17 protein-coding genes are annotated in these 14,927 nt (G+C 64.6%); 9 read left to right on the top strand and 8 right to left on the bottom strand.

All coding sequences use genetic code 11. From position 1 onward, the window contains the following. Positions 1–8 precede the first annotated feature (8 nt). The 5 genes from mutS to gvpA form a co-directional block, all read right to left on the bottom strand. Complete coding sequence (mutS, locus tag AArc1_RS08840; protein ID WP_117364030.1) at positions 9–2,741, bottom strand: DNA mismatch repair protein MutS; 2,733 nt, start codon at positions 2,739–2,741, stop codon at positions 9–11. 40 nt (positions 2,742–2,781) lie between these two features. Continuing rightward, on the bottom strand, positions 2,782–3,111 hold the full coding sequence (locus tag AArc1_RS08835) for a CHY zinc finger protein (protein WP_117364029.1): 330 nt from the start codon (positions 3,109–3,111) through the stop codon (positions 2,782–2,784). 99 nt (positions 3,112–3,210) lie between these two features. Next, on the bottom strand, positions 3,211–3,774 hold the full coding sequence (gene gvpO / locus AArc1_RS08830; RefSeq protein WP_117364028.1) for a gas vesicle protein GvpO, halophile-type: 564 nt from the start codon (positions 3,772–3,774) through the stop codon (positions 3,211–3,213). Between the two features lie 27 nt (positions 3,775–3,801). Beyond that, the gene (locus tag AArc1_RS19685; RefSeq protein ID WP_394341218.1) at positions 3,802–4,074 is read right to left on the bottom strand and encodes a hypothetical protein; all 273 of its coding nucleotides are present in this window, start codon (positions 4,072–4,074) and stop codon (positions 3,802–3,804) included. Positions 4,075–4,080: 6 nt separating this feature from the next. Continuing rightward, positions 4,081–4,365 carry a gas vesicle protein GvpA gene (gvpA, locus tag AArc1_RS08820; protein WP_117364027.1) on the bottom strand — a complete coding sequence of 95 codons (285 nt, stop codon included), beginning with the start codon at positions 4,363–4,365 and terminating at the stop codon, positions 4,081–4,083. A gap of 232 nt (positions 4,366–4,597) precedes the next feature. Here gvpA and AArc1_RS08815 point away from each other — a divergent pair, with 232 nt between their 5' ends. The 9 genes from AArc1_RS08815 (at position 4,598) to gvpM (ending at position 9,961) form a co-directional block, all read left to right on the top strand. Then, entirely contained in the window at positions 4,598–4,990 is a 393-nt protein-coding gene (locus AArc1_RS08815) for an SPW repeat domain-containing protein (RefSeq protein WP_117364026.1), read from the top strand. A gap of 251 nt (positions 4,991–5,241) precedes the next feature. Further along, positions 5,242–5,865 carry a GvpL/GvpF family gas vesicle protein gene (locus tag AArc1_RS08810; protein WP_117364025.1) on the top strand — a complete coding sequence of 208 codons (624 nt, stop codon included), beginning with the start codon at positions 5,242–5,244 and terminating at the stop codon, positions 5,863–5,865. 2 nt (positions 5,866–5,867) lie between these two features. Next, entirely contained in the window at positions 5,868–6,122 is a 255-nt protein-coding gene (gene gvpF / locus AArc1_RS08805) for a gas vesicle protein GvpF (RefSeq protein WP_117364024.1), read from the top strand. Beyond that, on the top strand, positions 6,122–6,715 hold the full coding sequence (gvpH, locus tag AArc1_RS08800) for a gas vesicle protein GvpH (protein ID WP_117364023.1): 594 nt from the start codon (positions 6,122–6,124) through the stop codon (positions 6,713–6,715). Before gvpF ends, gvpH begins: the two co-directional genes overlap by 1 nt. Next, positions 6,708–7,634: a hypothetical protein gene (locus tag AArc1_RS08795; protein WP_117364022.1), complete on the top strand. Its 927-nt coding sequence runs from the start codon at positions 6,708–6,710 to the stop codon at positions 7,632–7,634. The genes gvpH and AArc1_RS08795 overlap by 8 nt, the downstream gene beginning before the upstream one ends. A 134-nt stretch (positions 7,635–7,768) precedes the next feature. Further along, on the top strand, positions 7,769–8,419 hold the full coding sequence (gene gvpO, locus AArc1_RS19680) for a gas vesicle protein GvpO, halophile-type (protein ID WP_394341272.1): 651 nt from the start codon (positions 7,769–7,771) through the stop codon (positions 8,417–8,419). Further along, entirely contained in the window at positions 8,416–8,760 is a 345-nt protein-coding gene (locus AArc1_RS08785) for a gas vesicle protein K (protein WP_117364020.1), read from the top strand. The genes gvpO (AArc1_RS19680) and AArc1_RS08785 overlap by 4 nt, the downstream gene beginning before the upstream one ends. 56 nt (positions 8,761–8,816) lie before the next feature. Next, on the top strand, positions 8,817–9,674 hold the full coding sequence (gene gvpL / locus AArc1_RS08780; RefSeq protein ID WP_228442433.1) for a gas vesicle protein GvpL: 858 nt from the start codon (positions 8,817–8,819) through the stop codon (positions 9,672–9,674). Next, entirely contained in the window at positions 9,671–9,961 is a 291-nt protein-coding gene (gene gvpM / locus AArc1_RS08775) for a gas vesicle protein GvpM (RefSeq protein ID WP_117364018.1), read from the top strand. Before gvpL ends, gvpM begins: the two co-directional genes overlap by 4 nt. Before the next feature lie 245 nt (positions 9,962–10,206). On the opposite strand, the gene AArc1_RS08770 is transcribed toward gvpM, so the two are convergent. The 3 genes from AArc1_RS08770 to grpE all read right to left on the bottom strand — a co-directional run bounded on the left by AArc1_RS08770 (position 10,207) and on the right by grpE (position 14,918). Continuing rightward, positions 10,207–10,422, bottom strand: coding sequence for a hypothetical protein (locus AArc1_RS08770; protein WP_117364017.1), 216 nt, complete (start codon positions 10,420–10,422; stop codon positions 10,207–10,209). A 1,067-nt stretch (positions 10,423–11,489) separates the two neighbouring features. Then, positions 11,490–13,421, bottom strand: a complete 1,932-nt coding sequence (gene dnaK / locus AArc1_RS08765; protein WP_117364016.1) for a molecular chaperone DnaK — start codon at positions 13,419–13,421, stop codon at positions 11,490–11,492. 483 nt (positions 13,422–13,904) lie between these two features. After that, on the bottom strand, positions 13,905–14,918 hold the full coding sequence (gene grpE, locus AArc1_RS08760; RefSeq protein WP_117364015.1) for a nucleotide exchange factor GrpE: 1,014 nt from the start codon (positions 14,916–14,918) through the stop codon (positions 13,905–13,907). Positions 14,919–14,927: the final 9 nt, after the last annotated feature.

Genomic DNA, 14,927 nt, shown 5'->3' with positions numbered 1-14,927 from the left:
GGGTACACTTATTCCTCGAGCAGTCGCTGCAACCGATCGAGTTCGGTCAGCGCCTCGACCGGCGTGAGGTGTGCGAGATCGAGTGTGCGAAGCTCGGCAGCCAGGTCGGCAGGCACGTCTCCGCCGTCCGCGGTCGCCGTTTGCGTCGCCTCGCCGAGGCAGGCCTCGAGCGCACGTTCGGCCTCACTTTCCGTCGGGTTGGAGTCGCCCATCGAGGGGGGCGAATCCCCGTCGGCCTCCGCAGCAACGAGCGTTCGTGCCCGTTCGACGACATCCTCGGGCACCCCGGCGGCCGTCGCGACCTCGACGCCGTAGGAACCCGTCGCCGCGCCGGGTTCGATCTCGTGGTGAAAGACGACTTCCCCGTCTGTCTGGTCGACTGCGAAATGAAGCGTGAACGCGGCCTCGAGGTCGTCGGCGAGTTCGGTCAGGGGATGGTGATGCGTCGCGAAGAGGGTCGTCGCGCCGAGTTCGTCGTGAACGTGCTCGGTGATCGCCTGCGCGATAGCCACCCCGTCGGCGGTCGACGTCCCCCGGCCGACCTCGTCGAGTAAGACCAGCGAACGCTCGTCGGCCTCCCGGAGGATCGTTGCGAGTTCGTCCATCTCGACCATGAACGTCGAGCGCCCGCCAGCGATGTCGTCGCTCGCGCCAATACGGGTGAAGATCCGTTCGACGGGCGTCAGTCGAGCGCCGTGGGCGGGAACGAAACTGCCGACCTGTGCGAGCAGGACGATCTGGGCGACCTGGCGCATGTACGTCGACTTTCCGGACATATTGGGACCCGTGATGATTGCGACCCGCCGGTCGTCGTCGAGTTGGACGTCGTTCGGGACGAACGACTCCTGGGTGCGTTCGACGACCGGATGGCGACCACCCTCGATCTCGAGTTCGAGGCCGCCACTCGTTTTCTGGTCGTCGTCCTCGAGGAGTTCAGGGCGGCAGTAATCGTACGTGGCGGCGACGGTCGACAGCGAGACGAGCGCGTCGAGTGTCGCCAGTGCATCGGCGAGCGTCTGGACGCGTTCGACCTCAGCAGCAACCGCCCGGCGAACGTCACGGAAAAGGTCGTACTCTCGGTCGTCCGCGCGCTCTTCGGCGCTGACGATCTCGTCTTCGCGTCGTTTGAGTTCGGGCGTGACGAACCGTTCTGAATTCTTCAACGTCTGGCGGCGCTCGTAGTCGTCGGGCACCGATTCGAGATTCGGGTTCGTCACCTCGATGTAGTAGCCATGCACCGCATTGAAGCCGACTTTCAGCGAGTCGATTCCCGTCCGCTCGCGCTCGCGTTGCTCGAGGTCGTCGATCCACGCTTTGCCCTCGCGCGCGGTGCCACGAAGCTCGTCCAGATCGGCGTCGTACCCCTCGGCGATGATGCCGCCCTCGGTGATCTCGACGGGCGGGGTCGTCACGATGGCGTCATCGATCAACTCGCGGACGTCGACCAGCGGATCGAGGTCGGCGTGCAGTTTCCGGAGTCGATCGCAGTCCGTGCCCTCGAGCGCCGCGCGCACGTCGGGCACTACGGCGAGGGTATCACGCAGCGAGCGGAGGTCCCTGGCGTTCGCCCGCTCACGAGAAGTTCGCCCGATCAGCCGTTCCAGGTCGTAGACGCCCCGGAGCAACTCGTGGAGCGTCTCTCGGGTCTGTACGCTACCGGTTAGCTCCTCGACGGCGTCGAGTCGTCCCTCGATTCGAGCCCGCTCGAGCAGCGGCCGTCGAACCCAATCGCGCAGTTTTCGCCCGCCGAGTGCGCTCGCGGTCTCGTCGAGCACGCCGACCAGGGTCGCGTCCTCGTGGCCGTGGACGGCTCGCGGCTCGAACAGCTCGAGGCTCCGGAGCGCAACGGCGTCGAGCAGGAGGTACTCGCGCGGGTCGTATCGGGTAAGCTGGGTGACGTACCCTAGCGGCTCGCGGGCAGCGTTCAATGTGTCGCGGTCGTCGCTGTCGTCCGTCTCCGTCTCGCCGCGTTCGCCCTCGTGGTCGCCGCCGCGGACGTACTCCGCGTACGAGAGCAACGCGCCGCAGGCCCGAATCTCGGCGTCACTCGCGAGCAGGACGTCCGGATTTCGAACGTACCTCGCGAGCGTCTCGCGGGCGTACTCGTGGTCGAACGCCTCGGGTTCGTACGGCGTCACCATGCAGGCGTCCGAAAAGAGGTCCGCCGGTGCGTCGGGGCCGACGACTGCCTCCGGCGGCTCGAACCGACTGATCTCGTCGGCGATCCGCTCGCTCGAGTCGGCACTCGTCGCGAGGAATTCGCCCGTCGAAACGTCGAGCAAGGCGAGCCCGAGGGTGTCGCCGTCTCGAGCCAGCGCGGCGGCGAACGTGTTGTCCTCACTCGCCAGCAGTTCGTCCTCGGTGAGCGTTCCCGGCGTGATAACGCGGGTGACGGCGCGTTCGACGACACCTGAGCTCTCGCCGGGCGCTTCGACCTGATCGGCGATGGCGACCCGGTAGCCAGCCTCGAGCAGCGTTTCGACGTACGACTCGGCGTTGTCGATCGGGATACCGGACATCGGGTACTCGCCGGTCGAGTCCTCGCGGCTGGTCAGTGTGATCTCGAGCAGCCGGGCGGTTCGTTCGGCGGCCGCACAGAACGTCTCGTAGAAGTCCCCGACCTGAAAGAGCACGAGCGCGTCGTCGTAGCGCGCACAGAGGTCGTGATACTGGCGCATCATCGGCGTTAGCTCGTCACGTTTCTCGGCCATCGCGTCGGGCGGGCCAAGCGCCGGATCCATACTCGAACCCCGCCGCCCGACGCGGAAATAGCTTGCTGGATCAGCCGTCGGCCTCGAAGTAACGGTCGGCATGAGCCCCACAGCCGGGGTTGAACGCGGCGTCACAGGCGGGACAGCGGTATTCGGCCTCGAGATACGCCGGCACCATCAGTTCGGTCTCACAGACGCCGCACAGGACCGAGGGCTCGTCGAACCGGGATCGAGGCCACGGGATGGCGTCGTGGTCGGCCACCGCCTCGTGGCAGCGAAAACAGGGATAGTATGCCTCACAGCAGGCGAATCTGAACGCGACGACGTCGCGGTCGGTGTGGTAGTGGATACACCGTGTATCAGGATCGATATCGACGCCGCGGACAGGTAGGTCGGACACACGTGATCGACCGACACGACGGATGCGAGTGACTTCGACGTTTTGGGTGGCGCTCGAGGATGGACTCGAACCGACGAGTTTGGCTGGCTCGAGCGGCCATCACTCGAACTGGGCGGTGTCGCCGCGCCGGTAGCGGTCGAGCCGGCGGTAGCCGTGGATGGTCGCGCCCTCGTCGAGTTCGATCTCGTAGCGGCCGATGATGTCCTGGGTGTCGGGGACGGATCGGCGCTCGACAACCTCGACGATCGCGCGCCAGCCGTCGTCAGTCGGTGCGATCTCGCTGACGGCGTCGAACTCTCTGCCGATGAGGTCTCCGGCGGTCGACTGGACCGTCTGGCGAATAGCCAGAACACCTGCGATCTCCTCGTCTGCGTCGACGTCTTCGGTGTCGACCGAGCCGGGATCGGTTCGCTCTTCGGCGGTCATCTCGGTGCCTTCGAGCTGGCGACTTCGACTCTCGTCGCCCTCCGATTCGCTTTCGGCGTCGCTCGATTGCTTCTGTGTCTGTGCGTCGTCCATTGACTGACTGTCACTCACGGTTGAATCACTCTCGTCGTGGTGGTGGCAGAAGCCGTCCTCGGTCGCTGGCCGTGAACAGCGCTTCCCGCCTTCGGTGAGCGCTCGGCACTGGTCCCTTGCGTCGTTCGTGTCGACTTCGGCCATTGGTGGTGTGGTGGTTCGTCTCGCTGGTCAGAGCGCCTCGGCGATCGTCCGCCGGAGGTCACCGACAGACCCGACGTCTTCACCGGCGGCATTCGGTGCGAGCACGTCGGTAAAGAGGTCGGTGAAGTGGTCGGTGTCGACGTCCTCGGGGTCGGTGAGGGAAGCGTCCCCGTTCTTCTCACGGGCAGCCGATGCCGTCCGCGTCAGCTCTTTTTTCGCCCGTCGGCCCTCCTTCTGGCTCCGACCGCTCCTGATCTTGCGGCCGCGGACCGTGCGTTTGCGCGAGGTGTCGTCGGCCATCAGGGGTTACTCCGCGGACTGGGGCGACGATTCGGGCCGTCGCTCGACCTCGAGTTCCTCGAGCTCCTCGAGTTCGCCCTCCGCGGTCGCTTGCTCAATTTTTGCGATCTCCTCCGCGTAGTGCAGGAAGGTGTCGACCGAGGCGACGACGACGCGCGCTTCGATCGTCAGCAACTCGATCCCGACGACGGAGATGCGTGCCCAGACGTCGATGACGACGCCTTTGTCGAGGATGCGGTCCAGTACCTCCGCGAGGCTCGAGGAGTCTGGACGTCGCTGTGGTTGTGCCATAAGCCGTCTTGGCGTTCACGATTGGGTCGTAACACGGCTGGCGCTGCGACTGCAAGCCGATCCTGCGTACGGAGGTGCTGGGCCCCGCCGTCGTTCTCGAGGACGAATCAGCCAGCGACCGTCGTCGATCCCGGGGCCGACTGGTCGTTGTGCGAACCGGTGATCGATCGGACCGGTCACAATGCCTGCAGTAGTATTAGACGGGAGGCCGTCGTACGGCCGGGAGCAACCCATGAGCGAGAGCGACTCGCGCGAGCGAACCGATCCGATGGCACAGCGGGCTGCTGGACTGGCCGGAGGGCTCGGTGCACTGGTGCTGGTCTCGGGCGTCTTCTTCACCGGAACCGGACTCATCGTCGTGAACAACGTCGTCGTCGGTGCCGTGATCGCGACGGCCGCCGCGTACACCGCTGCGGTTCCTGATGGAGGGCCACTCCCGAGTCTGGTCGGACCAATCGTCGTGTTGGTCGCCGGCGCGTGGGTCGTCGCCTCGCCGTTCGTCTACGGAATCGGCGGGCCATTGTTCTGGAGTTCGGTCGTGCTGGGTGCGCTGGTGATCGTTCTCGCTGGTGCGAGCGCGTACGGAAGCCTGGGCGTCTCGAAGCGGACGGCAACGGGGGCCTGAGCTAGTATCCGGACCGAAACTACCGGCCAGAACGAGTTCTGACCGCCACGCGGGGATCGATCTGCACGCAGTGACTGTTTCGGTTCGCACGGTCGAGGTTTCGGTCCGCACGGTCGAGGGAGGCTGCGACTGCAAGCACCACCCTGAGGCGTCGAGCTGTCGAACGACTGCCACGAGTCCCTCGCCTCTTCCGAAGCCACCATGACATTTGCTCGTTCGAGCCACCCTGACCGCCGGAGCGTGATCCGCCGATGAACAACCGCTACGTCTATGGCATCGTCGACCGCAGTCCGATCGAGTTCGAGGCCGACGCCGTCCGCGACGCCGAGTACGTGTACACGATCTCTCACCGGCGGCTCGGTGCCGTCGTCTCCGACGTGGATACGACCGATCCCGAAGAGACCGACGAGGATGCCAGACGCCACGACGAGGTACTGCGCGAGGTCATGGACCACGACGGTGGCCGCGCGGTCGTTCCGATGCAGTTCGGTATGGCCTTCGAGACGGATCGATCGTTGAAGAACGTCCTTCGCGGGGCCAGACCCGCGTTCCGACGTGCGCTGAACGACGTCGAGGGCCGAATCGAACTCGGACTCAAGGTGGTCCGGGACGAGGGCGAGGGCGTCGACGACGAGGCCATCGAAGCAGACGTCGCCGACGCGCTCGAGCCGATCGCGGCCCAGTCGGTTCCCAACGATCTGTTCAGCGACCGGCTGGTGCTCAATCGGTCCTATCTGGTCGACCGGGACGACCGCGAGCCGTTCGACGAGGCCGTCACCGACCTCGAGGACGACCACGACGACCTCACGTTCCGTTATACTGGCCCGTTCGCACCGTACAGCTTCGTCGACGTCACAATTGGAGCCCAACGATAACCATGTTCATCCTCGACGACCTCCTGTTTCGGCCGTTCGTCGGCATCGTCGATACGCTCCACACCATGGCGCTCGACGAACTGTACGACGTCGAAGCGCTCCAGGACGACCTCAAGGAGAATCAGTTGCTGTACGAACTCGGCGAACGCCCCGAAGCGGAGTACCGTGAGCGCAAAGCCGAACTCGAGGACGAACTCGAAATCGCCCGTGACGTCCACGAACGGCTCACGAGCGGCCGCGTCGAGGTGAAACGATAATGTCCGACGACGAACCCGAGCAACCGGACGACCCAGAACAACCCGACGACACAGTCGGCAACGCTGGAGATGGCGACTCGCGGATCGCCGACGACCGAGACTGGCTCTCGAGCCTGCTGTCGGCGCTCCAGTCGCTCGAGGACGGCACGCTCTCGGGGCGGCGACGCTCCGGTCGGACGGCGATCGACTACGACATCTCGATCGGCTCCGGCGAGGACATCCTCGACGGCTCGCGCTTCGGTGGCGACCCGTTTGCCGACGCAAAAAAGTCGGGTCGGCCCGGCGACGGAGGGCGCAAACGGCCTCGAACCGGACGGTACCGACCGTTCGGCCCGTCGAGCGAGCATCGACTGACGACCCGGGAGTACGAGGACGAACTGCTGGTGATCGTCGACGTTTCCGGCGTCGACCCGGACGACGTCACCGTCGGCTTCGACGGGCCCGCAGCCGTCGTCGGCGTCTCCGGACACGAACTCGAGCGCGTCGACGTCCCGTGGCCCCATCGAACGGCCGAGGCGACGATCAAAAACGCCGTGCTCACGGTGCGGATCGAGCGCGAGACGCCAGCCGACGGGGGTGCTGTCGATGAGTGAGACGACGTCCGACGATCTCGAGGGGTTGCTCACGGACGCCGAGGAGTGTCTCGAGAACGTCGAGGACTGTCTGGGCGGGGTCGAGTCCATCGAGGAACTGGACGACGAGACGCTCGAGACGGTGCTGGGTGACGTCGAGACGCTCACGCAGGTGGCGACGGCGGTCGAGAACCTGCTCGAGACGCTCGATTTCGGCGACCTGCCCGACGCCGTCAACGGCGACGAACTTCTCGAGGCACTCGAGGTCGGCGAGGTTCCAGCCGTCATCGCCGACGACGAAACCGGTGCGAGCGACCTCGTCGACTTCACCCAGCTGTTCCGGGCGATCGATCTGCTCTCGGCCTGGGACGCGACCGAACTGGGCGAACTGTGGGAGGGGAAACGCGAACTCGAGGACGCCGTCGACGACCTTGGCGACGGCGAAGACGCTGGACTGCTCGAGGGCGCAGTACCGGACGTCGCCGGCGACGACTCGCTGGTCGGCGACGACGAGGAACTTCTCGAGGCGGACCTGGACGCCTCCGAGGTGAAAGAAGCGCTCGGAAACCCCGATCCCGAGGAGGATCCGGAGGCCTACCAGGTGTTCATCCAGGAGCAGGCGATGGAAGGGATCGACGCCTTCCGCACAGCCTTACTCGAGACACACGAGAAGTTCGAGCGCCTGGTCGAGTACAACCGCGAGCGGATGCGACGGACGGACACGAGGGCGAGTTCCAGAAATCCGACGGCTGCGTCGACGATGCCGACCGAACGGGCGGCCGTCGGCAGCGGCGTCAAACACACCACGGTCCCACAGGACGTGCGGCTCTCGACGGCTCCGAGTCGGAAACGAATCTACGGCCAGCGATTCGAACGAGAGCGAGAGAAACAGCGGTCGGAAACCCAGCGGCCCAACCCCGAGGAGTCCGAGAATGACTGAGCACAACCCAGAGACGACACGACGACGCGAGTCACGTAACGCCCTGAGGACGGTGGCGGGCCCAGGAGGTGAGGTCCGTGGTCAATGAGTTCCAGCCGAGCCGTCAGAAGACCGATCTCGCGGAGGTCGTCGAAATGCTACTGGACAAGGGCATCGTCATCAACGCCGACATCGCCGTCTCCATCGGCGATACGCAACTGCTCGGCGTACAGGTCCGTGCGGCGATCGCCTCCTTCGAGACTGCCGCGAAGTACGGCCTCGAGTTCCCCGAAGGGACTGACATGCGACGGGTCGCCGAGGCTGCAGGCGATCCCGAGCTCGCGGAGATGGAGCGACCGAACCCGGCGATCGATCCGACCCGTGGCGTCAACGTGACTGCCGAGCGCGAGGCCGACGACGGGAGCGATGGCGAGGACGAAAGTGGATCGGAATCCGGCGAGACGGAAGCCGAAGCTGGGGGCGACGGCGGCATCCTCGGTGGCGGAACCAGACGCGGAACCGAACGCCTCGGGGCCCGTCCGAATCCGGACGTTCTCACGGACGGCGAGATGAACCTGCTCGACGACTCCGAGGTAGGCGGGATCGGCGACTCGTTCCCCGGCGTCGGTGCCGAAGACGGTGAGAGCGACGGCTCCGACGACGAGCCCGACCAGTGTATTGCCCTGACCGCGAGCGGCGAACGGTGCTCCCGGTCCACCAACGAGGACGGCTTCTGCCACCAACACGACGAGAGCGACGAGACTGTCGACGACGAGGAGATCGTTCCCGAGGGGGGGCAAGAATGACGACGATCGACGTCGGCGACGGCGACGACGCCCGCCAGGGACTGCTCACGCTCGTCGTCACCGTCGTCGAACTCCTGTTGGGTGCACTCGAGCGCGAAGCGGTCCGCCGGATGGACTCCGGGAACCTCACGGACGAAGAGATCGCCCGTCTCGGCGAGCAACTGGCCCGGATCGAAGCAGAGATCGACCAGCTCAAACGCGACGAGGGGATCGAAGACGACGTCGAAAACCTGCGTGGGGACCTGGACGGGCTGGTCGACGACGCCATTCAGCAGCTCCAGGGCGAGCCGACAGCGACCCACCAACCTGGCTACTCCGTGTTCGGAGGTGGAGACGAGTGAGCTCCGAGGATCCCGCTGACACCTCCGGATCGACGCCCTCCGACCCTGGCGACGGGATCGAGAGCGACCCGGACGCCTCGCCCGAGATCGAGGAGGGCAGGTACCTCTACTGTCTCGTCCGGGCTGACGAGGGGGCGTCCCTCGAGACGGCGGGCGTCGACGGCGAACCCGTTTCGGTGGTCGTCGAAGACGGGATCGGCGCGGTCGTCCACGCCTGCGACGGGCTCTACGACTCGGCCGACCTCGCGCAGGTTCGTCGGTGGCTCGTCCACCACCAGACGGTCGTCGACGAGGCCGGCGAGGCCTTCGGAACGCCGATCCCGTTCCAGTTCGATACGATCCTTCGGGGCGACGACGCGACCGTCCGCGAGTGGCTCCGTGTAGAATCGGCCACCATCGAACGATACCTCGAGGGACTGGCCGACCACTGGGAGTACCGGATCGAGGTCGTCGAAATCGATCCCGTCGACGACGAGACGTTGATCGAACGCGACGAGCGTCTGCGCGACCTCGAGACACAGATCGACGACGCCGAGTCGGGAACGGCGTACCTCCTCGAGAAGAAACGTGACCAGCGTCTCGCCACCGTCCGAGCGGCCCGCCGTGAGTCGGTGGCCGCCGACCTCGAGTCACGACTGGACCAGGTCGCCCGTGAGGTCCATGCACTCGAGCGGTCACCGTCGGCCGCACTTGCCGACGACGTAACTGGTGGCGGTGAGCACGGTCCTGATGGTGAGGCGCTCTGTCGATTTACGGTCCTGGCTCACGCAGACGACGAGGGCGTGATTGGATCGGTGCTCGACGACGTCGCGGCGATTGACGGCCTCGAAGTCAGGTTCACGGGGCCGTGGCCGCCGTATACGTTCGCACCGGCGTTAGGAGACGCGGACAATGGAGGGGGGCCAACGCCATGAGACCGCGAAAGGACGAGGAAACACTCGTCGACGTACTGGACGTCCTCCTCCGGGACGGAGCCGTGCTTCGTGCCGACGTGGTCGTCTCAGTTGCTGACGTCCCACTTATCGGGATCAAACTCACAGCAGCTATCGCCGGGATGGAGACGATGACGGAGTACGGCCTCTTCGAGCAGTGGGACGTCGAACGCCGGCGCTCGGCGACCACCCGCCAACAGCACGGCCCGCGTGATCCAGCCGTCGATAGAAACGAGTCGATGACAGTCGACGGACGATCGAGTGACTGACCGGATGGACGGTCACGATCCACGGACACGTAACCGACAAGTCGTCGTTACGGTGGTAAACGGTGGGATAAAGCAGTGTTGACCAAGAAGAACCGGCTGTTGACCGGGGCTGGTGTGGTGGTAATCAGAAGCCGAACCGAACGACGGGAGCGATTGCGTATCGCGGCCGCCACAAAAGGGCATGTCCTGACTCGGGGAGAGGGGGGGAGTCCGACCATCCGTCGCCTCCTGGCGGAGGCGGGCAGTCAGGCGAATTTCGGCCGTTCCTTGGTGAGCATCACGTCGCCCGTGACGGTCTCCTCGTCGCGGTCGTCGTCGTAGGCGTACTGACCGGTCGACCCGCAGAGTGTACACTCGTACGTCTCCGAGATCTCGTTGATCATCTCACCGTCTTCGAAGTAGACGCGGCTCTGTGTGATCTGCAGGAACTGCGGGGTGTCGCAGTTGGCGCAGGTGATCATACCCGTCCGATAGAGAGTAGCCATTGTAGTTATCCGGCTTGTAACCGAAAGTGACGCCGCCATACGGCGGTATTACCGGTCGCTGACCGGATCTCACGGTCCGACCCAGTTCGGAGAATCCAACACACCGTCTACCGACATCAGTACTTCGGTAAGGACCACGTAACCGCCCGACAGGAACGGGCTATCGGACGGCTGTACGCTCCGACTGAATTCGACAGCCGGGGTCGTCTGTCGCCACCGTGGGAGCCACGATCGCCGGTCGCTCGAGCAGCCCGTCGAAACCGTGGTTCCCGGTGTCGTAGAGGAAGCCGCCATCGGAGAGTTCGGGCTCAAGTCACCACGTTCCTCTCGCGTCGTCGGTCCAGCCCTGGGTCATCGACGCGGGCACTCAGATCGGCGCATGGTCGGCGAATCGGCCGCGGGATCACTGGAAAGCGGTCTGGAGGTGGCGCTGGTGGCCGAACAGCAACGTCCCTCCGCTCCGGCTCGCCCGATCGACGAGATCGTGTGCGTCCGCGAGGCCGGTCATCAAATACTTGTTATTGCAGGCGTGGGGATCACGCTCGAGCGCGAACGATACGTAAATCGTACAAGTCTGCTGTTGTGATACGCTCGCGGTCGTAGTCACCTGCTATCAATGCGTAGCACGGCCCTGACTGTGATTTGTGGTGACTACGGTCGATCAATCCGCTCCATAACAAAGGGTTGCTGACGCGTCGTCCGAGCTGCGGGGATGCAACGCCCCGCCGGGTACGCGGTCGGCCCGACCGCACGGTGCTGACCAGCCGATTGCGTGCGTTCATGCCCGGATCGCTCGGAAGTGGACTCGCCCCCGCTTCGAGTTAGCTCATGTCTCTCGGCCGGGGTGGGCCCCCGCCCCCACCCTGGTTTCATACGCTCTGGGTCGATTCAACAGGTTCCTCGAGCCGTCGCTTGCGCACAATCCGAATACCTCGAGAGAAAATACGCCTTCGGATCAGCTCAGACAGTCTGCTGTACGTCGGTACCGACGCAATCGCAACCCGGACGACGGTTGCGCTGAGCCCCTCTTATAGCAGTCCGTCTCAGTTCTCCTCTTCGTCGTCGACCTCTTCGAAGTCGGCGTCGACGAACTCCTCGTCGTCACTGTCAGCGCCGCCTGGGCCGGCGTTCGGGCCGGGACCGGCGTCGCCCATACCGCCCATGCCGCCCATCCCACCGGGGCCGGCACCGGCTGCGCCGCCAGCGCCACCCTCGGCGCCGGCTGCACCGGCTTGTTGATACATCTGCTTGCCGATCTCCTGCAGTTGGGTGCTTAGCTCCTCGGTTGCGGCCTCGATGTCTTCGGCTTCGGCGTCGCCATCGTCGATCGTCTCCTCGAGGTCGTCGATGGCGGCCTCGATGTCGGTGCGAAGGTCGTCGTCGACCTGCTCGTCGTTTTCCTCGAGGAGGGTTTCGGCGCGCTGGATCGTCGCCTCTGCCGTGTTCCGTGCCTCGATGCGCTCGCGTCGCTGTTGGTCCTCTTCGGCGTGTGCTTCGGCTTCCTGTTGGAGGCGGTCGATCTCGTCGTCGGAAAGGCCAGCGCCGCCTTCGATGGTGATCTCTTCGGACTCGCCGGTGCCTTTGTCCTCGGCGCTGACGTTGACGATACCGTTCTCGTCGATCGAGAACATCACTTCGATCTGGGGAGTCCCGGCCGGGGCCGGCGGGATGCCGGTGAGGTGGAACTCGCCGAGCAGTTCGTTCTCGGCGGCGATCTCGCGTTCACCCTGGAAGACACGTACCTGAACCGAGGTCTGGTTGTCCACGGCGGTGGTGAAGATCTTTGACTCCTCGGTCGGGATGGTCGTGTTCTTCTCGATGAGTCGCTCGAAGAGGCCGCCTTTGACCTCGATACCGAGGGATAGCGGCGTGACGTCGAGCAGGACGATGTCGTCGACCTCGCCGGAAAGCACGCCGCCTTGGATCGCCGCACCCAGCGCGACCGCCTCGTCGGGGTTGACGTTCTTCTGCGGTGGCTTGTCCGTAAGTTCTTCGACCTTCTCTGTGACCTGGGGCATCCGGGTCGAACCACCGACGAGGATCACCTCGTCGATCTCGTCTTTAGCGTACCCTGCGTCCTCGAGCGCCTGCTCGGTTGGCTCGACCGTGCGGTCGATGAGATCCTGGGTCAGCGACTCGAACTTCGCACGCGTGAGCGACTTCTCGAGGTGGATCGGGCCGTCGTCGGTCGCCGTAATGAACGGCAGGTTGATCTCCGTCTCTTTCCGACTCGAGAGTTCGATTTTGGCCTCTTCGGCGGCGTCTTTGAGCCGTTGGAGGGCCTGGCGGTCCTCGCGGAGGTCGATGCCGTGGTCGTCTTCGAACTCCTCGGCGAGGTAGTCGATGATCGCGTGGTCCCAGTCGTCGCCACCGAGATCGTTGTCACCGTTGGTCGCGACGACCTCGTAGACGCCGCCGCCGAGGTCGAGAATCGAGACGTCGAACGTACCACCACCGAGGTCGTAGACGAGCACGGTCTGGTCGGCGTCCTCGTCGAGGCCATAAGCCATCGAGGCGGCCGTCGGCTCGTTGATGATCCGCTCGACGGTGAACCCGGCGATCTCGCCGGCGTCCTTGGTTGCCTGCCGTTGACGGTCCGAGAAGTATGCCGGGACCGTGATGACGGCGCGTTCGACCTCTTCGCCGAGGTAGTCTTCGGCGTCGCGTTTGATCTTCTGGAGTGTCATCGCCGAAATCTCCTGTGGCGTATACTCTTTGCCCTCGATGTCGACGGCATAGTCGTCGTCGCCGATGTGGCGTTTGATCGAGGCGATCGTCTTTTCGGGGTTCTGGATCGCCTGATTTTTCGCGGGTTTGCCGACGAGCCGTTCGTCGTCGTCCGTGAACGCGACGACGGAGGGGGTCGTCCGGTCGCCTTCGGCGTTGACGATGATCTCCGGATCGCCTCCTTCCATCACTGCGAACGCGCTGTTCGTCGTCCCGAGGTCGATACCGAGAATCTTGTTGCTCGCCATTATGGGGGGTGTTGTGCGCACTTTGGTTTAAACGTTACTAGCCCGCTCGAGCGGCCGAATTAAACGTCTCCGGGAGAATTCACCGGTGTCCAACCGGAGCATGGTGGTATCGTGTACTGCCCGACGGAACGAGTGTGAGCGTTCGCTGCTCCTGTCTGAGGAATTCTCGTCATGGACTTCTGTCAGACAGTATACCAACTGCAACGATTCCCACACTGACCGCCGATCCGTCTGACGAGCAGGTGTGCACTAACGTGCAGTGGTTACTATAGGGGCAACTATAGCGACCAGAACGAAACCAGGTCACGATAGCCGGACGAACGATGACGACTCGCTGGTCAGCAGTCCTAAACGGTCTCAGCGCAACGACAGTGTTGATCAGCACCATCAGGCCGTCGTCGGCTGCCAACTGCTCAGCACCACCGGATAACAGTCGGTTAGCAAACTATTCTGCACGATCGAGTGGGTGTCGCTTTACGCCACTCAGGTCTCGCTGTCAGCGTCCTCGTCGTCTTCGGGCGCTTCGGTATCGGCATCGACGGTGTCGTCGACCGACTCGTCGTCCATCTCGGTCGGCTCGCTCGAGTCGCTAGCAGCGCCTTCGTCGTCGCGTTCAGCCTCGGTCTCCGATTCGGTGTCGTCGACGAGGGTGCCGTTCGAGACCGTCACCTGGGCGGCCTGGATGACTTTGTCGCCCATCTCGTAGCCGGGCGTGTAGACGTCGGCGATCGTCCCCTCGGGCTGGGCGCTGTCCATGCGCATCATGACTTCGTGGCGCTGGGGGTCGACCTCGCTTCCCGGCTCGGGGTCGACTTCCGAGACGTTCTCGTCTTCGAGCACGCGGTCGAACTCCCGTAGCGTCATTTCGACGCCGTCTCGAAGTGCGTCGGCGTCGCCGCTTTCTTCCCCGAGGGCGCGTTTCAGGTTGTCGCGGACGCCGAGTAACCGTTCGACGAGGTCTTCGGTCGCCCGGTCTTTGATCTGTTTCTGGCGCTTTTTCGCCCGCTTTTTGTAGTTTTGGAAGTCCGCCTGTTTGCGCTTGAGTCGTTGTTTCAACTCCTCGAGTTCGGCTTCGCGGGTTTCGAGTTGCTCCTCGGCTGTCTCGAGGCTTGTCTGGAGGTCCGCGATCGTCTCACCCTGGGCGTCGACGCGCTCGCCGAGGTCCTCGAGTTCATCGCGCTGATGATCGACGGTGTCGGCGAGGTCGCGAGCCTGTTCGACGATTGCAGAGACCTGTGAGGCAAGTTCGTCGTCGTGTTCGGCGACGCGCTCGAGGACGGTCTCGACGTCGTCGGTCGTCTCGGGGCCTGCCATCTCGGTTGGCGACGTCCGCTCGCCGTCAGTTGGGGCGTCGGCCACGTCGCGTTCCGGTGACTCGTTTGCGGTCGTTTCCTCGTCGTCGATTCCTGCATCGTCCTCGTTGGCCGCCCCGGTGGCGGCGTCCGCCTCGGACGGGACACCCTGGGCGGTGGGAGTCGTGCCCTCGTCTTCGCTCATATTCGGGTC

The sequence above is a fragment of the Natrarchaeobaculum sulfurireducens genome, from assembly GCF_003430825.1.
In the GTDB taxonomy this organism is placed as follows: domain Archaea; phylum Halobacteriota; class Halobacteria; order Halobacteriales; family Natrialbaceae; genus Natrarchaeobaculum; species Natrarchaeobaculum sulfurireducens.
The sequence above is the reverse complement of the archived record's forward strand: the minus strand, read 5'-3'. Positions and strand labels throughout refer to the sequence as shown.